Raw genomic sequence first — 16,497 nt, 5'->3', positions numbered from 1 at the left:
CTCGTCGATGCCGGCCACGTCATCGAAGGTCACGCGGCCATGGGCCTCGGTGAGCAGCTTCGCCTTGGACTTGCCGAAGCCCATGGCCCGGCCGGCGCCGCTCTGCATCTGCCGCGACAGGAACACCCAGGCGCCGATGAAGAGCGCGATGGGCAGGATGTTCATGAGCACCGCGATGAACCACGGGGTCGAATCCGACTGCGGACGGGCCGTGATCTGCACGCCCTTCTGCTGCAGCTTCGAGACCAGCATCGGGTCGCTCGGCGCGTAGGTGGTGAAGGTGCGGCCATCCGTATAGGTGCCGCTGATCTCGGGGCCGGAGATGACCACGCTGGTGATGCGGCCGGCCTCGGCCTCGCTGAGAAGCTGGCTATAGGCGATGTCGCTGCCGCCGCCGCGTTGGCCGGGGCTCTGGAACAGGGTCACGAGCGCCAGCACTAGGAGGAAGATCACCACCCAGAGGGCGAAGTTGCGGAAATTTGAATTCATCTGATCAGGTTCTGCCCCAGAGGGAGAGAAAGCGAGAGGAGGTCTCCCCGCGCGGCTAAACTCAATGTAGGCACACCGTCTCGCCTTGCCAAGGGAATGCGGCGCCGATGCGACATCTTCCGATAGCCTTAAAGCCTCGGACCCAAAAGTGGACTTGCACTTTTGGGATTGGATCCGATGCATTCTTCTTGGATGAGAGCATCGTGCGGACGCAGCGGACTGCACGATGCTCTATCCAGAATGTTGGCTAACGGCCTCGCTGGCGAGGCGGTTCCGGCCCTACGGATACCCGTCCGGCCGGGGTGAGGCGCAGATGGGCTCCCGCCACGGTGAGGCTCAGCGCCTCCCCGGCGCCTGCCGCCTGCCGCAGGCGCTCCGTGCAGGCCTCCAGCCGGTAGAGGCGGCTGTTGTCGAGATCGAGACCTGCCTGTTCCAGGGCCAGCTCCAGCACCCGCAGGGCGATGGCGAAGGGCTCGTCCGTGAGGCTCGTGGCCTCAAACGACAGGGCCCCTGCCTCCAGGCGAGGCGCGCCGCGGCCCAGGGCCTCCCCGGCCTTGAGGTCGAGGGCCTCATCGGCTTGGGCGGCCCGCTCCGCGAGGCGGACCAGGCGCTCGGCGGTGAGCCCCTCCTCGGCGAGCAGGGGCATGAGCCTGCGCCAGCGAACCCGGGCGTAGCGCTCGTCCGCGTTGGACGGGTCGGTGACGAAGCGCCAGCCCTGGAGCCGGCATCGGTCGAGAAGATGTGATTTCGGCAGGCCCAGCAGCGGCCGCACATGGCGGATGCCCTGCCGGTCTGTCTCCCGGCGCATGCCCGCAAGGCCCTGCAGGCCGGAGCCGCGCGCAAGGCGCATCATCACCGTCTCGGCCTGGTCGTCGAGGGTGTGGGCGGTGACGAGATGGGAGGCCCCCGCCTGGCGGGCCTGCTCGACCAGGAGGCGGTAGCGCGCCTCGCGGGCGGCCTCCTGGATTCCGCTCGCGGGTTTGCTCCCCGTCCAGACGAGAATCCGGTGCGGCAGGTTCAAAAGAGCGGCCTCGCGCGCCACGAAGGCGGCCTCAGTGGCAGCCTCGGGCCGCAGGCCATGATCGACGGTCGCCACGTGAACGGGAGGGCGCCGGCCGAGGGCAGCCCATCGTGCGAGGGCATGCATGAGAGCCACGGAGTCCGGCCCGCCCGAAACGGCGGCGAGAATGCCGGAGGCTTGGTTCAGGGGGAGAAAAAGACGCTCAAGCCCTTCATCCGAGAGCGGATCGTCGGAGGGCGAGGTCGGGGCCATCGGAGCGGGCCTTGCAGGTCAGCGGATCAGCTGCACTTGATCCGCTTCTGCTCGCGTTCGGAGGCCTGGCGGACCGGTGCGGAGGCCTGCGGGTACTTGCGGTCGAGTTCGGAGAGGACGGCGCAGGCGCGGTCCTTGGCGCCGAGGCCGTTCAGGGAGATGCCGAGGCGCAGCAGGGCATCGGGCGCCTTGGCCGCGTCGGGATGCTCGGCCGAGACGTTCAGGAACTGCTCCGCAGCCTCGCGGTAGCGGCTGCGCATGAGATAGGTCTCGCCCAGCCAGAAGGTGGCCTCCGGCACGAGCTTGTCGCGCGGATTGGACTGCAGGAAGCGGCGAAAGCCCATCTCGGCCTGGTCGTACTGCTTCTGAGAAAAGGACGCATAGGCGGCGTCGAAATCCGCCCGGGGATTGCCGACGCTGGTCGCCGCCACGCTGGGGTTGGCGCGCTCGGTGATGGCGCCCTGGGGCAGGGCCGGCTGGTCGTCGGCATGGTAGTCGAGGGGCGCGCCCTCGGCGTTATCCTGCTCGATCAGCTCGCCGATCCCGGCAAGCTGGCCGCCCGGAAGCGGCATCGGACGGCCTGCATCGGCTTGATCGAGCGGCGCGGATTGCGGGGTCGAGCCGAGCGGACGGGGTGCCCCGGGGGCGTCCGGCGCCTCCGAGGGGTCGAACACGTCGCTGCGGCGCTGCGGCTGGGCCGGCGCCGGCTGGGCCTGAGGCGGGGCAGGACGGGCGGGCGTTGCCGTGGACGGCGCGGGAGCAGGCCTGGCGGCGCTGCCGCCGCGTCCCTCCTGGAAGCGGAACTCCACGTCCTCCTGGAACTTGCGCAGCTGCTCCTTGAGCTGGCGGTTCTCGTACTGGAGCTGCTCCATCTGGCCGGAGAGCTGCCGGAACTGGCTCTCGAGCCGGTTCAGGCGCACGATCGCGTCGGCCGCATCCTGCGCGGCGGCAGGAAGAACCGAAGTCGCGGCCAGAGCCAGGACCAGGGTGAAAAAGACAAACAGGCGTCGCAACATGCTGGGAATACCGTAAGGATTCTCGATGGAGGGGCCGATAACACAAAAGCGCCGCCACGGCGAGAATGTGGCGGCGCTCTGCGATTTCACGGGAGTTCTTGGTCGGTGAGGCCTTATGCCCCGGCGCCGTTGCCGAGCACCGTCACGGCGCGGCGGTTCTGCGACCAGCAGGAGATGTCGTTGCAGACCGCCACCGGGCGCTCCTTGCCGTAGGACACGGTGCGGAAGCGGTTGCCCGGGATGCCGCGGGAGACGAGGTAGTCGCGGACCACCTGGGCGCGGCGGGCGGAGAGCGAGAAGTTGTACTCGCGGGTGCCCCGCTCGTCCGCATGGCCTTCGAGGATGAAGGTGTATTGCGGATAGCGCTGCAGCCACTGGGCCTGCTTGTCGAGGGTCGCGACCGCCGTGGGGGTCAGGTCCGTCGAGTCGGTCTCGAAGAACACGCGGTCGCCCACGTTGACGACGAAATCCTGGGCGCTGCCCGGGGTGGCGGCGCCACCGGCGCCGAAGCCGCCGGCTCCGCCAGCCATCTCATCTTTGTTGGACGAACACGCCGCCGCCCCGAGGGCGAGGACGAGTGCAGCGGCGAACTTGACGGCGCGCAGCGTCATCATTGGCAATACTCCTTACACATACGTTTGCCGAACGTTGTGTCTTTCATATCGGGAGGATGGTTAAGGGAGGGTTCCGTCAACCTTGAGGAGAGGCTCCCGATCAAGGTGAATTATGGCCAAGTTGTGGAAGTTGAGGTCATGGTAAATCAACTGTGAAAGAATTCCGGATGCACGCGCCATATCTAACATCAAGGAAGCCGCGCGAAGCTAGGCTGCTGCCGATTGCTCGACTCGCGCGTTGAGAGGTCATGAACATCGTGACGACCCAGCCCGGCACCCTTGGACAGCCCTACCGCAAGGCCCTCGACGACCTGCGCCTGGAGCGAGCCTTCGCGCGCATCGCCGACAGCGACCTGCGCCACGGCAATGCGGTGGCGCTGCTGAAGGATTCGCGGGAGAACTACCCGGCCTGGCTCGAGGCGATCCGCTCGGCGCAGTCGGTGATCCATTTCGAGAACTTCATCATCGCCGACGACGACACCGGCCGGGAATTCGCCGAGGCGCTCATGGAGCGGGCGCTCGCCGGCGTGCGGGTGCGGGTGCTCTACGACTGGCTCGGCTCCTCCGCCCGCGCCCTGCCCGCCTACTGGCGGCGCCTGCGCGAGGCCGGGGTGCAGGCCAAGGTCTTCAACCCGCCCCGGCTGACGGACCCGTTCTGGATCCGCCGCAACCACCGCAAGCTGATCACCGTCGACGGGCGCCTCGGCTTCGTCTCGGGCCTGTGCGTGTCGGATAACTGGGTCGGCAAGGACGGCCATGAGCCGTGGCGCGACACGGGGATCTCCGTGGAAGGCCCGCTGGTGGCGGATCTCGATGCCGCCTTCGCCGAAAGCTGGTCGCTCGCCGGCATGCGGGCGATCCCGAAATCGGAGTTGCCCAATGCCGACCTGATCCCGCCGGCAGGCTCCGTGGCGGCCCGTCTCATCAGCGGCGAGCCCGGCATGTTCCGCACCTACCGGGTCGACCAGTTCATCGCCGCCACGGCGCAGCGCACCCTCTGGCTCACGGACGCGTACTTCGTCGCCACCACCTCCTATGTGCAGGCTTTGGGCGAGGCCGCACGCGACGGCGTCGACGTGCGCATCCTGGTGCCCGGATCGAGCGACGTGCCGGCGCTGCAGCCCGTGGTGCGGGCGGGCTACCGCTCGCTGATCGAGGTCGGAGTCCGGGTGTTCGAATGGAACGGCACCATGCTCCACGCCAAGACCGCCGTGGCGGACGGGCGCTGGGCCAGGGTGGGCTCCACCAACCTCAACCTGGCGAGCTGGGCCACCAACTGGGAGCTCGACGTGGTGGTCGAGGATACGGGCTTCGCCGAGGCCATGGAGGCGATGTACCTGGAGGATCTCACCAACGCCACGGAGATCGTCCCCGGCTGGCAGTCCCGCCGGCGGCAGGCGCGCAACATGCGCTCCCGCCGCGGTCACCGCTACACAAAGGGCGGCGTGCGCAGGCTCGCCGCCGGCGCCCTGGCGCTGTCGAGCGCGGTGGGCCGGGCAGTCGGGTCCGGGTCGCGCTCGCTCACGGCGACGGAAGCGCGCAGCATCACCATCATCGGATTTGCGCTCCTGGCCCTGGCCGCGCTGGTGACGTTCTTTCCGGTTCTCATCATCTCGCCGGTGGTCATCGCCCTCGTGTGGCTCGGCCTCGCGCTGCTCATCCGCGCCTTCCGGCTCAAGCGGCGCGTGCGCCTGAGGCGCCGCAAGCTCGCCCTGCGGCGCAAGCTGGCCAAGACCAGGGACGGGCAGACCTCCGCAGGAGAATAAAAGGAAACCGGCAACCAAGCTTGGCGTTGTCGCAACAATGGGGCAGACGCGTTCCTTATCCGAGGAGATTCCCATGGCATCAGGCACCTCCGCCTCTTCAGACCCGCTCGACCGCATTCACGCCATGAGTTCGCTCCTGGCGCAGAACTGGTGGGCCGTGGCCCTGCGCGGCGTCTTCGCCATCGTGTTCGCGCTCATCGCCTTCTTCTGGCCCGGCGCGACGCTCCTCTCGTTCGTGCTGTTCTTCTCGGCCTACATGCTGGTCGACGGCGTCTTCGCCATCGTGTCGGGCATCAGGGCCGCGTCCAACCACCAGCGCTGGGGCCTGCTGATCCTGGAGGGCATCCTCAACATCCTGGTGGGCGTCATCGCCTTCGCCATGCCGGTGCTGACGGTGCTGTTCTTCGTCACCCTGGTGGCCGTGTGGTCGCTGATCACGGGCGTCCTGATGATCGTCGCCGCCTTCAAGCTCAATCCCGAATACGGCCGCGGCTGGCTCATCTTCAGCGGCATCGTGTCGGTGCTGTTCGGCATCGCGCTGCTGATCGCCCCGCTCGTCGGCGCCGTGGTGCTGACCTGGTGGCTCGGCGCCTACGCGCTCATCTTCGGCATCGGCCTCCTGGTGCTCGCCTTCAAGCTTCGGCGGTGGAGGGACGACAGCACCGGCGCGCTGAAGGCCTGAATGAAAAGGGCGCTCGAAGCGCCCTTTTGTGTCTCTCGATCAGTTGCTCTGCCGGCTCTCGCTCAACAGCGGCGACCAGGTCGGGTCGGACGCGAAGGACGGGGTCGGGACGGGCTGCTCCACGCGGCCGGTGATGTCGACCATGTAGAGCTTGCCGCCGGCCTGCCCGCCGGGATCGCGGAAGAACAGGATGTACTGGCCGTTCGGCGCCCAGGTCGGACTCTCGTTGTGGAAGCCTTCCGTGAGGATCCGCTCGCCCGAACCGTCGGGCTTCATGATGCCGATGGCGAAACCGCCCGCGCGCTGCTTGGTGAAGGCGATGTAGTCGCCCCGCGGCGACCAGGCCGGCTGCGAGTAGGAGCCTTCTCCGAAGGAGATGCGGCGCTGGTCCGAGCCGTCCACGTTCATCACGTAGATCTGCTGCTTGCCGCCGCGGTCGCTTTCGAACACGATCTGCTTGCCGTCCGGCGAGAAGGACGGCGAGGTGTCGATGGCGGGCGTCGAGGTGAGGCGCGTGGTGGCCTGCGAGCCCAGGTTCATCATGAAGATGTTGGCGTTTCCGCCCTGCTGCAGGCTCATGACGATGCGATTTCCCTCGGGTCCGAAGCGCGGCGATGACGCCATGTCGGGGAAGTTGCCGAGCACCTGGCGCGCGCCGGTCTCGAGGTTGATCACCTGCACGCGCGGCTGCTGGCCCTCGGTCTGGGACATGTAGGTGATGTCCTGCGTGGCCGGCGAGTAGCGCGGCGCCACCACCGACGTGTCGCCTTGAGTCAGGTAGCGCACGTTGGCGCCGTCCTGGTCCATGATAGCAAGGCGCTTGCGGCGGTTCTCCTTCGGGCCCGATTCATCGACGAACACGATGCGCGTGTCGAAGAAGCCGCCGAATCCGGTGATCTTGGTGTAGACCGCATCCGAGATGATGTGGCCGACGCGGCGCCAGAAATTGGCGTCCGTCACATATTGCTGGCCGGCGAGTTGCTGGCCCGTCTCGATGTCCCACAGGCGGAACTCGGCGCGCAGGCGCCCTGACGGATCGCGCGAGACGCGGCCCGTGACGAGCGCCTGGGCGCCCGCCGCCTTCCAGGCATCGAAGCGCGGCGCCGCATCGAACGACGGACGCTCGGGGAAGCGCGCCTTGTCGAGGGGCGCGAAATAGCCCGAGCGCTGCAGGTTGTTGGCGATGATGCCCGACACCCGCTGCCCCATGTCGCCCTCGCCGGAGAAATCGGCGACGGCGATGGGCATGGGCTGGAACTGCCCGCCGGGTCCGACGCGGAACGAGAGCTGCGCCTGGGCGGCTGGCGCGAGCGCCACCATCGGCAGGACAACGGCGAGCGCGACGAGAAGACGGGAAACGATACGAGTGATCATGGGATGCTATCTCAAGCTTGAAGGGCTTTAAGAGAGAGGAGGATCGAACTGGACGTTCAGGATCTTCCAGTCCGCGTAATAGGGGACGAATTTCGCCGGGATCTCGAACTGGCGGCACTTGCGGATGGCCCTGACGGCCGCATCGGCCACCGCGCGATCCGTCGATGAGTTGCCGGCCTGAAGGACCCGCGGCTCGGTGCTGAGCGAGCCGTCCTGGTTCAGGCGGATGTCGAGGATGGGCGCCGTGACCTGCCCGCCCGATGCTGCGATCGGTGCGCTGTAGCATCGCTCGATCTGCGACACGAGAATGCCGATGAGCGCATCGCGCAGACTGGGCGAGAGCTTCGCGGCCGAGCCCGTCGCGGTGCCGAGCGAGGCGGTCTTCTGGACCTCCGCGCCTGTCGCGCCGGTGGACTGGCTCTTTTCCTTGCTGTCGAGGAACTGCTTCAGGTCGCCCATGTCGAGCTTCTTGGCGACCTGCGCCTCCTTGCGTGCCTTGGCCTCGGCCTCTTCCTTGGCCTTGGCTTCCGCGATCTTCTTCGCCTCGGCTTCCGCCTTGGCCTTCGCTTCGGCCTCGGCCTTCGCCTTCGCTTCGGCGACCTTCTTGGCTTCGGCCTCAGCCTTGGCTTTCGCCTCCGCTTGAGCCTTTGCCTTCGCCTCAGCTTCGATCTTGGCCTGCTCGGCGGCCTTGGCCTTCTCGATGGCCTCGGCTTCCGCTTTTTCCCGCAGCTGCTTTTCTTCCTCGGCCTTGGCCTCGGCGGCTTTCTCTTCCTGCGAGCGAGTCGGCGGCGCGGGCGGCGGAGGGGCTGCGGCGACCGGCTCCTCCTTGTCGGCGACCTTCATCTCGGCCGGGCGCTTCGGAGGGGCCGGTGCATCGCGCTTGTCCTCGCCGGGATCCTTCAGCTCGGTCTTGTCCGCGACGCGTTCGGCGCGGGGCTTCGGCTGCGGCGCCTTGGCGTTGGTCTCGCCCTTGGTGATCTGCGAGAGCTGGGCATCGGTGATGACCTCGACCGGGATGCCTTCCTGCGCCTCGGGAAATTCGGCCACCGACGACAGACCGATCATGGCGGCCGTCAGCAGCGCCGCATGCGCGACGCCCGAGACCCAGAAGCCCGGCTCGGAAGTGCTGAATTTCAGCTTCAACGCCACGTGTGCTTGCCCCCTGCTCTTAAATTAGCTCAGCGCTGGTCGATCTCGGTCACGAGGGCGACGCGCTTGTAGCCGGCCGTGGTCACGATCGACATCACCTGGGCGACGCGCCCGTAATCCACCTTCTTGTCGCCGCGCACGAAGACCCTCTCGTCGAAGCCGGCCTTCGACACCTCCGCGAGCTTGCCGACGATGGCCTCGTCCGTCAGCTCCGTCTCGCCGAGAAACACCTGGCCGTTGGCCTTGATCGACAGGGTCACCGGCGTCGCGTCGGAGTTGAGCGGCGCGGCCTTTGTCTGCGGAAGATCGAGCGGCACGCCCGCCGTCATCATGGGGGCCGCCACCATGAAGATGATGAGCAGCACGAGCATGACGTCGATGAACGGCGTCATGTTGATCTCGTTGATCACGCCTGCCTGCCGGGAGCGCCTGCGGCGGCGTCCGCCTCCTGCCGATCCTGCCATCATGGCCATGCCCGGTCTCCCTTAGGCCGCATTGGCGGGAGAGCGGCCCGCATGGGCGATGCGCTCATCCACCTGACGCGACAGGATGGCCGAGAACTCGTCGGCGAAGCCTTCGAGCCGCGACTGCAGCTTGCCGACTTCCGAGTTCAGCTTGTTGTAGGCCAGCACCGCAGGGATCGCGGCGAAGAGGCCGATGGCGGTGGCGAACAGCGCCTCGGCGATGCCGGGGGCCACGACCGCAAGGCTGGTGTTCTTGGAGGCGGCGATCGACGTGAAGGAATTCATGATGCCCACCACCGTGCCGAAGAGGCCGATATAGGGACCGGCCGAGCCGATGGAGGCCAGCACCGTCAGGCGGGAATTGAGCCGCTCCACCTCGCGCTGGATGGTGACGTCGAGCACCTTATCGATGCGCTGCGGCAGGGACTGGAACGAACGGCCCGAGCCCTCGAAGGAGCGCTTCCACTCGCGCATGGCGGCGACGAACACGGCGGCAAGCCCCGCGGCCGGGCGGCTCTGGAGGTTGCGATAGAGCTCCTCCAGGGACTGGCCGGACCAGAACACGTCCTCGAACCGGTCCATGGCGCGCTTGGTGCGGCCATAGAGCAGGGTCTTGTCCACGATGATGGCCCAGCACCAGACCGAGGCCGCCAGCAGGCCGACCATCACGAGCTTGACGATGAAATGGGCCTGCCAGAACAGGCCAAAGAAGGACAGGTCGTGGGCCACAGGAGCGGCCTGGGCCACATCAGCCGGATTCATGCTCTCTCGTCCTCGCTCTTCGAGCAGCCCCGAGTCGCCTCAGGGCCCACCGCAGATTGGTTCTAGGAAAATCTGTTCTTGTATTACTGCTCGTTCGCCCCCGAATCTGTCGAAAATAAGGGCAGGAGGGCGAAGAGCCTCAGATCGTCCCGGACCGTACCCTGTTAGGCACAGAGTAAGGTTAAGGTCTGGTTTAAGTGCGGCCTCCGCAAGGCGGAATTGCCTGAAATTGATATGAAATTCTGGCTGCTATGCTTCCGGAGCAAAGCTCATGCCGACGCTGCCCTTAGGGCAGATCGCAGGCTTATTGGCTCGCGCTCAGCGCCGCCCGCAATTCGTCCGGAATCCGCACGGCCCGCCCGCCCCGGACGGCCGCGACCATGACGTCGGCGGTCACCAGCACCTCGCCGCCGCGCCGGACCTCCTGGGCGAGCGTCATCGATGCGCCACGCATCTCCTTCGGGCGGGTCAGGATGGTGAGCACATCGTCCATGACGGCGCCGCCGAGGAAATCGATATTCATCTTGCGCACCACGAAGGCGAGGCCGTCCATGCTGGCGTGAAGATCGGACTGCGCCACCTCGACGGCCCGCAGCAGCTCCGTGCGGCCGCGCTCCATGAAGCGGAGATAGCTCGCGTGATAGACTCGGGCCGAGAAATCCGTGTCCTCGTAATAGACGCGGATAGGGAGGATATGCGCGCCGTCCCGCATGAAGCCGGAGAGATGGGGCCAGCCTCCACCCTCCCCTCGGATCTCGGGTGTTCCCGAGATCCGTTTTTGCTTTCCCAAGTCGGAAACATCCGACTTGGGTGGGGGAGGGTCAGCCGGCAGGCTGGGGTGGGGTGGCAGCGCCGACGAAGGTCGTGTTTCCACCCCCTCCCGCGCCTCCGGCGCGACCTCCCCCCTCAAGGGGGAGGTGGTGGGGTCGCGCCGCTCACTCATCCGAATCCCCGCCGAACAGCCCGAACTGTGCCGCGGTCTCGCGGGTCGGCTCGGGAATACCGAGGTGCTTGAAGGCGTGGGGGGTCAGGATGCGCCCGCGCGGGGTGCGCTGTACGAAGCCCTTCTGGATCAGATAAGGCTCGATGATGTCCTCGATGGCATCGCGCGGCTCGGACAGGGCCGCAGCAATCGTCTCGATGCCCACCGGGCCGCCGCCGAACGAATTGGCGATCATGGTCAGGTACTTGCGGTCCATGAGGTCGAGGCCGATGGGGTCCACGTCGAGGAGGCGCAGGGACTTGTCGGCGAGGTCGCGGGACACGGTCTGCACGCCCTCGACGATGGCGAAGTCACGCACCCGGCGCAGGAGGCGGCCGGCGATGCGCGGCGTGCCGCGGGAGCGGCGGGCGATTTCGTTGGCCCCCTCCTCGCTCATGCCGAGACCCAGCACCCGGGCGCCGCGGCGCACGATCAGCTCAAGCTCATCCACGGTGTAGAACTCGAGCCGGATCGGAATGCCGAAACGGTCGCGGAGCGGCGTGGTGAGCAGGCCTGCCCGGGTGGTGGCGCCGACCAGCGTGAATTTCGGCAGCTCGATCTTCACCGAGCGGGCGGCCGGGCCCTCGCCGATGATCAGGTCGAGCTGGTAATCCTCCATGGCCGGATAGAGGATTTCCTCGACAGCCGGGTTGAGGCGGTGGATCTCGTCGATGAAGAGCACGTCGCGCTCTTCGAGGTTGGTGAGCTGCGCCGCCAGATCGCCGGCCTTGGCGATCACCGGGCCGGAGGTCGAGCGGAAATTGACCCCGAGCTCGCGGGCGACGATCTGGGCCAGCGTGGTCTTGCCGAGACCCGGAGGGCCGACGAAGAGCACGTGATCGAGGGCATCGCCACGCGCCTTGGCGGCATTGATGAAGATCTGGAGGTTGGCCCGCGCGGCCTTCTGGCCCGTGAAATCGTCGAGCGACAGCGGCCGGATCGACGCATCGGCATCGTCCTCGCGCTTTTCCGGGCTGAGCAGGCGGCGAGAATCGGTCAAAGAGGCTTACCTTCCAAAGGCTTCATATAGGCGTTTCCGGTGTCATACGCCATCTTTAACAGGATCAAAACAGGAACGTCCGCGGGACGATCGAGAACTTTATTGTCATTCCCGGCGAGCGAAGCGAGGGAAGGGAATCCACTCTCACGCTCAGCAACATGGATCCCCTTCCCGGCCCCATGGGCCGCCGGGGATGACAGAGGGTCTCGCACTGCTATCGCGCCAATTCCCGCAAGCCCAGCCGAATGAGCGTCTTCGCCTCGGCCTCGTCGCCGGCCTGCTTCATGGCGGCGGCGACGGCCGCGGAGGCCTGGGCCTGGGGATAGCCGAGATTGACCAGGGCCGAGATGGCATCCGCAACGGGAACCGGGGCGCTGTTGTCCTCGACGGCGCCGGTGAGGCGGATGAGGGCGGGATCGATTGCGGCGAAGGCCGGAGCCTTGTCCTTGAGCTCGGACACGATGCGCTGGGCGAGCTTGGGGCCAACGCCGGGGCCGCGCGCCACGGAGGCCTTGTCGCCGGTGGCGATGGCGGTCGCGAGGCTGCCGGGGTCGAGCACCGAGAGGATGCCCAGCGCCACCTTGGAACCCACGCCTTGAACCGATTGCAGCAGGCGGAACCACTCGCGCTCGGAATCCGACCGGAAACCGAACAGGCGGATCATGTCCTCGCGCACATGGGTCTCGATGGACAGAGTAGCCGCCTCGCCGGTGGGCGGCAAATTCTGGAGGGTGCGGGAGGAGCAGTGGACCACGTAGCCGACCCCGTGCACGTCGAGGATCACGAAATCCTCGCCGTAGGAATCCACCGTGCCTTTGAGTTTTCCGATCACGTCAGTCTTTGCTCCTGCTTCCCTCCCCCCTTGCGGGGAGGGATTGAGGGTGGGGGTCGGAAAGTCGGGATGTTGCACTCCGCAGTGAATGCACGAGTTTGCTGCAGCATCCGACGGGATCGGTCCCCACCCGGTCGAACCACCCCCACCCCTACCCCTCCCCGCAAGGGGGAGGGAAGAGGCGTTCAATCCGGGCCACGATCCCGGATTGGCTACCGCCGTCCGGGATGACGGTTGTGTCTCTGTAACACCCTAATACATCGCCGCCAAAGCACGCGCCTTCCGCTGGTGGGCGTGGGCGATGGCGATGGCGAGCGCGTCGGCGGCGTCGGCCTTCTTGAAGTCGGCCTTGGGCAGGAGGATCTTGATCATGGCCTGCACCTGGTTCTTGTCGGCATGGCCGACGCCCACCACGGTCTTCTTCACCTGGTTGGCGCCGTATTCCGCCACCGGCAGGCCATGGAGCGCCGGCACCAGCAGGGACATGGCGCGGGCTTGGCCGAGCTTGAGGGTCGCCTGGGCGTCCTTGTTGACGAAGGTCTCCTCCACCGACACCTCGTCGGGCGTCCAGGTGCGGATCACGTCGGTGAGCCGGTCGTGGAGCTGCTTGAGGCGAAGCGCCAGGTCGAGATCGCCGTCCGAGGTCACGACCCCGCAGGCGACGTAAGAGAGCTTCGTCCCCTCGACCGTGATGACGCCCCAGCCCGTGTTGCGCAGGCCGGGATCGAGGCCGAGGATGCGGACGCGTTCAGTCACTTAAATAACCCTCTCCCCGTAGCGGGAGAGGGTGACCCTCGCATTGCGAGGGTCGGGAGAGGGGCTGTTCTTGGCCCTCACCTCCCCTCTCCCGGCTCACTTCGTTCGCCACCCTCTCCCGCGAAGGGGAGAGGGAAAATCAGCCCGCCATCTTCTGCATGAGCGCGTCGGAGAGCTCGAAGTTGCCGAAGACGTTCTGGACGTCGTCGTGCTCCTCGAGGGATTCCATCAGCTTCATCAGCTTCTCGCCGGTCTCGTCGTCGACGGCCACCGGGGTCTGGGGCTTCCAGACCAGCTTGGAAGCCTTGGGCTCGCCGAACTTGTCCTCCAGCGCCTTGGTCACCTCGTTGAGATTGCCCTGGTCGCAATAGACCTCATGGCCGTTCTCGCCAGAAGCCACGTCGTCCGCGCCCGCCTCGATGGCGGCTTCCAGCATGGCGTCGGCATCCGCCACCTCAGGGCCGAACTCGATGTAGCCCACGCGGTCGAACATGAAGGAGACGGCGCCGGTCTCGGCGAGGTTGCCGCCGCTCTTGGTGAAATAGGAGCGGATGTCCGAGGCCGTGCGGTTGCGGTTGTCGGTCATGGCCTCGACGATGATGGCGGCACCCCCGGGACCGTAGCCCTCGTAGCGGATCTCGTCGTAGTTCTCCGCATCGCCGCCCGAGGCCTTGTTGATGGCCCGCTGGATGTTGTCCTTGGGCATGTTCTCGGCGCGGGCGGCCAGGATCGCGGCGCGCAGGCGCGGGTTCATGGCGGGATCGGGCAGGCCCATCTTGGCCGCCACGGTGATTTCGCGGGCGAGCTTGGAAAACACCTTGGACCGCACCGCGTCCACCTTGCCCTTGCGGTGCATGATATTCTTGAACTGTGAATGCCCGGCCATGGGGGCCTCCGGAATATTCGGCCGAGAGCCGCCTCATGGGGAGGCGCCCGTCAGGCCGGAGAAGTTGACGATGGCCCGCTTATAAGGCGGCGGAGGGCTTCAGGCAAAGCCCCTTTGGTCTTGCCCGCCCTCGATCCGGTCCAGCGCCCGCCGGAGCGCCGCGACGCAGGCCGGATCGAAGGCCGTTCCGGTCTCCGCCTCCAGAATGCCCATGGCCTTCGCGACCGGCATGGCGGCGCGGTAGGGCCGATCCGCCGTCAAGGCGTCGAAAACGTCGGCGACCGAGATGATCCGGGTCTCCCGGCCGATCTCCTCCCCGGCGAGCCCCCTGGGATAGCCCTTGCCGTCGAGGCGCTCGTGATGGGCGCCGCCGATGCGGGCCAGGTCCTCGAAGGCGCCGATCCGGGACAGGATGGTCTCGCTGTAGAGGGCGTGATGGCGCATGGCGGACATTTCCGCCTCGTCGAGCCGGCCGGGCTTGTCGAGGATCTCGTTGCTGACCCCGAGCTTGCCGATGTCGTGGAGCAGGGCCGCCCGCCGCAGGCGCCGCCGTCCCGCTTCGTCGAACTCCATCTCCCCTGCTATGAGGTCCGCGAAGAACGCGACCCGGTCGCTGTGGCCGCTGGTATAGGGGCTCTTGGAATCCACGACCCGGGCGAAGGCCGCGGCGATGTCGTCGAGGTAGTCCTCGTCGGCGATCTCGATGCGCTGGGCCGGTTCCAGGGCGAAGATCGCGGTCTCCACCTCGTCGGAGCCCAGAACCTCCCAGAAGGAGCGGTTCCCAGCGACGCGCTCGAAAGCCTCGACGATCCGGGGATCGAACCAGGTGCCCGACCGCGCCTGCGCCTCCCGCCGGGAAGCCGCCTCCCCGGCGCTGGTGTGGAAGATGTCCACCACCTGGGCGAGAAGCGCGATGCGCGAATAGACCGGGATCTCGGCCCCGGCGATCCCGAGCGGCTTGCCGCCGCCGTTCCAGTGCTCGTCGAGCGATTGGATGCCCTTCGCGACGCCTTCGGGAAAGCGCAGCTGCCGGGCGATCTCGGCGCCGCGCTGGCATCGGGTCTCGATCAGGTCGCGGGCGATCTCGCCGCCGTTCTGGACGATGTTGATGACCGCCCGGAAGCGCTCCGCCAGCCCGGCCCTGAGTCCGGTGTGGGACAGCACGAAGCCCAAGACCTGCGGGAGCCGATCGCCAACCGTCTTGAAGTCCCGTTTGAAGGAGAGATCGTCGGTGAGATAGAGCTGGCAGATGCGGGCCGCGTTGCTGCTGCAGCCGAGGTCCTTGAGGAGGAGCGTGTAATAGAGCTCCCACAGGTCGGCATCGGCAAGGCCCAGCTCCCGCCCCACGTGAACCCCGATCCAGCAGACCCGCACGCAATGCCCGGCGGGCTGGCCCTCCGTGAGGTCCAGGGCATGGCTCAGGGCCCCCAGCACCTCCGACAGGCGAACGGCCCGAGGGGCCTCGGCCACATCGCCCATCCATTCGAGTGATTGTACACCCACCTGCTGCCCCCGGCTTCCCTAAGGGCACAATAGAACGAAGCCGCTTAAGAGATCGTGCCTAGAACCCGAGCCATCCGGGCAGGTTCTGAATGGCCGCCAGGATCAGGTGATAGGAGGCGCCGAGGATCGTCACCGTATAGGCGAGCCCCGCCAGGCCGATAAGATAGCCAGCGATGAGCAGATAGCCGTCCTCCTCCATCACGGCGATGGACGCGATGACGAGGGCGATGGAGGGCGGGAAGTTGGTGCCCGGAAACGGGATCAGGACCGACAGCGCGACCAGGAAGGCGAAAAGCCCGACCATCCGGTCCCCGATGGGGCCGAAGAGTTGGAGAAGCCGGGGCTTGCAGAAGCTCTCCAGCTTCTGGAGCTTGGGCTCCGCGATGTCGATGAGCCGCTTGAACTTCGCCACGGAGACGGTCTGGCGCAGGATGAAGCCCGGCAGCCAGGGGCGCTTGTGGCCGAGCATCATCTGAAGGCCGAAGATGAGCACGGGGGTGCCGACGATGCCGGCGATGCCGGGCACGTTCGGCACGCAATTGGGCAGGGAGAACAGGATCAGCACGAACCCGAAGGCGCGCTCTCCGAAGGCCTCGATGATCTGGCGAATGGAGATCGTCTCGCCCTCGGCCTCGTCGATCACAGCGCGCAGGACGGCCGACGCGCTCTGGTGCTCATGCGCCCGGTGGAACTCGCTTTCCTCGCGATAGGTGCTCTTTTTCGGGCCAGCCGTCTTTGTATCCGAGTCCACAAGTCGCCTCCGTGACGGGACAGATGGGAGCGGCAATGCTCCACGCCAAGGGACAGGCGGGAATGATCCCCTCTCCCCTCTGCGGGAGAGGGTGGCGAACGGAGTGAGCCGGGAGAGGGGAAGTCCGGTCGAGCACGGCCCCTCTCCCACCCTGCTTCGCAGGGCACCCTCTCCCGCTGAAGGGGAGAGGGAGAGATG

17 protein-coding genes are annotated in these 16,497 nt (G+C 66.9%); 2 read left to right on the top strand and 15 right to left on the bottom strand.

The window, feature by feature from the left end; all coding sequences use genetic code 11:
- The 4 genes from JAO75_RS22585 to pal all read right to left on the bottom strand — a co-directional run.
- Window positions 1-489 (bottom strand): ATP-dependent metallopeptidase FtsH/Yme1/Tma family protein (locus JAO75_RS22585; protein ID WP_199051463.1); only part of this gene is annotated, 489 nt, incomplete at its 3' end.
- Window positions 490-736: 247 nt separating this feature from the next.
- Entirely contained in the window at window positions 737-1,762 is a 1,026-nt protein-coding gene (tilS, locus tag JAO75_RS22580; RefSeq protein ID WP_199051462.1) for a tRNA lysidine(34) synthetase TilS, read from the bottom strand.
- A 26-nt stretch (window positions 1,763-1,788) separates the two neighbouring features.
- Window positions 1,789-2,778, bottom strand: a complete 990-nt coding sequence (gene ybgF / locus JAO75_RS22575) for a tol-pal system protein YbgF (RefSeq protein ID WP_199051467.1) — start codon at window positions 2,776-2,778, stop codon at window positions 1,789-1,791.
- Between the two features lie 113 nt (window positions 2,779-2,891).
- A complete protein-coding gene (gene pal, locus JAO75_RS22570) occupies window positions 2,892-3,392 on the bottom strand; it encodes a peptidoglycan-associated lipoprotein Pal (RefSeq protein WP_199051461.1) in 501 nt (166 codons plus the stop codon).
- 248 nt (window positions 3,393-3,640) lie between these two features.
- Here pal and JAO75_RS22565 point away from each other — a divergent pair, with 248 nt between their 5' ends.
- Window positions 3,641-5,158 carry a phospholipase D-like domain-containing protein gene (locus tag JAO75_RS22565; RefSeq protein WP_199051460.1) on the top strand — a complete coding sequence of 506 codons (1,518 nt, stop codon included), beginning with the start codon at window positions 3,641-3,643 and terminating at the stop codon, window positions 5,156-5,158.
- Window positions 5,159-5,231: 73 nt separating this feature from the next.
- Window positions 5,232-5,840 carry an HdeD family acid-resistance protein gene (locus JAO75_RS22560; RefSeq protein ID WP_199051459.1) on the top strand — a complete coding sequence of 203 codons (609 nt, stop codon included), beginning with the start codon at window positions 5,232-5,234 and terminating at the stop codon, window positions 5,838-5,840.
- Window positions 5,841-5,879: 39 nt separating this feature from the next.
- On the opposite strand, the gene tolB is transcribed toward JAO75_RS22560, so the two are convergent.
- The 11 genes from tolB to JAO75_RS22505 all read right to left on the bottom strand — a co-directional run bounded on the left by tolB (window position 5,880) and on the right by JAO75_RS22505 (window position 16,299).
- Window positions 5,880-7,214, bottom strand: a complete 1,335-nt coding sequence (tolB, locus tag JAO75_RS22555) for a Tol-Pal system beta propeller repeat protein TolB (protein ID WP_199051458.1) — start codon at window positions 7,212-7,214, stop codon at window positions 5,880-5,882.
- A 27-nt stretch (window positions 7,215-7,241) separates the two neighbouring features.
- The gene (gene tolA / locus JAO75_RS22550) at window positions 7,242-8,363 is read right to left on the bottom strand and encodes a cell envelope integrity protein TolA (RefSeq protein ID WP_425523215.1); all 1,122 of its coding nucleotides are present in this window, start codon (window positions 8,361-8,363) and stop codon (window positions 7,242-7,244) included.
- A gap of 29 nt (window positions 8,364-8,392) precedes the next feature.
- A complete protein-coding gene (locus JAO75_RS22545) occupies window positions 8,393-8,836 on the bottom strand; it encodes an ExbD/TolR family protein (RefSeq protein WP_199051457.1) in 444 nt (147 codons plus the stop codon).
- 12 nt (window positions 8,837-8,848) lie between these two features.
- Window positions 8,849-9,589 carry a protein TolQ gene (tolQ, locus tag JAO75_RS22540; RefSeq protein WP_199051456.1) on the bottom strand — a complete coding sequence of 247 codons (741 nt, stop codon included), beginning with the start codon at window positions 9,587-9,589 and terminating at the stop codon, window positions 8,849-8,851.
- A 304-nt stretch (window positions 9,590-9,893) separates the two neighbouring features.
- Window positions 9,894-10,301 (bottom strand): tol-pal system-associated acyl-CoA thioesterase, encoded by a 408-nt coding sequence (gene ybgC, locus JAO75_RS22535; protein WP_199051465.1) that lies wholly within the window; start codon window positions 10,299-10,301, stop codon window positions 9,894-9,896.
- A gap of 223 nt (window positions 10,302-10,524) precedes the next feature.
- Window positions 10,525-11,571, bottom strand: coding sequence for a Holliday junction branch migration DNA helicase RuvB (ruvB, locus tag JAO75_RS22530; protein WP_199051455.1), 1,047 nt, complete (start codon window positions 11,569-11,571; stop codon window positions 10,525-10,527).
- 214 nt (window positions 11,572-11,785) lie between these two features.
- A complete protein-coding gene (ruvA, locus tag JAO75_RS22525; RefSeq protein ID WP_199051454.1) occupies window positions 11,786-12,403 on the bottom strand; it encodes a Holliday junction branch migration protein RuvA in 618 nt (205 codons plus the stop codon).
- Between the two features lie 252 nt (window positions 12,404-12,655).
- Entirely contained in the window at window positions 12,656-13,159 is a 504-nt protein-coding gene (gene ruvC, locus JAO75_RS22520; RefSeq protein ID WP_199051453.1) for a crossover junction endodeoxyribonuclease RuvC, read from the bottom strand.
- 139 nt (window positions 13,160-13,298) lie between these two features.
- Entirely contained in the window at window positions 13,299-14,045 is a 747-nt protein-coding gene (locus JAO75_RS22515) for a YebC/PmpR family DNA-binding transcriptional regulator (protein ID WP_199051452.1), read from the bottom strand.
- A 99-nt stretch (window positions 14,046-14,144) separates the two neighbouring features.
- Window positions 14,145-15,524 carry an HD-GYP domain-containing protein gene (locus tag JAO75_RS22510; RefSeq protein WP_199051464.1) on the bottom strand — a complete coding sequence of 460 codons (1,380 nt, stop codon included), beginning with the start codon at window positions 15,522-15,524 and terminating at the stop codon, window positions 14,145-14,147.
- An 82-nt stretch (window positions 15,525-15,606) separates the two neighbouring features.
- Window positions 15,607-16,299 carry an exopolysaccharide biosynthesis protein gene (locus JAO75_RS22505; RefSeq protein WP_199051451.1) on the bottom strand — a complete coding sequence of 231 codons (693 nt, stop codon included), beginning with the start codon at window positions 16,297-16,299 and terminating at the stop codon, window positions 15,607-15,609.
- Between the last annotated feature and the right edge of the window lie 198 nt (window positions 16,300-16,497).

Origin of the sequence: Microvirga splendida (genome assembly GCF_016427565.1) — a bacterium.
Taxonomy (GTDB): Bacteria; Pseudomonadota; Alphaproteobacteria; order Rhizobiales; family Beijerinckiaceae; genus Microvirga; species Microvirga splendida.
The sequence above is the reverse complement of the archived record's forward strand: the minus strand, read 5'-3'. Positions and strand labels throughout refer to the sequence as shown.

What these genes read in the sequence shown, in the direction of transcription:
- JAO75_RS22560 (WP_199051459.1), top strand. Translation starts at nt 5,232, where the DNA reads ATGGCATCAGGCACCTCCGCCTCTTCAGACCCGCTCGACCGCATTCAC.
- tolB (WP_199051458.1), bottom strand. Translation starts at nt 7,214, where the DNA reads ATGATCACTCGTATCGTTTCCCGTCTTCTCGTCGCGCTCGCCGTTGTC.
- tilS (WP_199051462.1), bottom strand. Translation starts at nt 1,762, where the DNA reads ATGGCCCCGACCTCGCCCTCCGACGATCCGCTCTCGGATGAAGGGCTT.
- JAO75_RS22515 (WP_199051452.1), bottom strand. Translation starts at nt 14,045, where the DNA reads ATGGCCGGGCATTCACAGTTCAAGAATATCATGCACCGCAAGGGCAAG.
- JAO75_RS22545 (WP_199051457.1), bottom strand. Translation starts at nt 8,836, where the DNA reads ATGGCCATGATGGCAGGATCGGCAGGAGGCGGACGCCGCCGCAGGCGC.
- ybgC (WP_199051465.1), bottom strand. Translation starts at nt 10,301, where the DNA reads ATGCGGGACGGCGCGCATATCCTCCCTATCCGCGTCTATTACGAGGAC.
- pal (WP_199051461.1), bottom strand. Translation starts at nt 3,392, where the DNA reads ATGATGACGCTGCGCGCCGTCAAGTTCGCCGCTGCACTCGTCCTCGCC.
- JAO75_RS22565 (WP_199051460.1), top strand. Translation starts at nt 3,641, where the DNA reads ATGAACATCGTGACGACCCAGCCCGGCACCCTTGGACAGCCCTACCGC.
- JAO75_RS22510 (WP_199051464.1), bottom strand. Translation starts at nt 15,524, where the DNA reads ATGGGCGATGTGGCCGAGGCCCCTCGGGCCGTTCGCCTGTCGGAGGTG.
- ybgF (WP_199051467.1), bottom strand. Translation starts at nt 2,778, where the DNA reads ATGTTGCGACGCCTGTTTGTCTTTTTCACCCTGGTCCTGGCTCTGGCC.
- tolQ (WP_199051456.1), bottom strand. Translation starts at nt 9,589, where the DNA reads ATGAATCCGGCTGATGTGGCCCAGGCCGCTCCTGTGGCCCACGACCTG.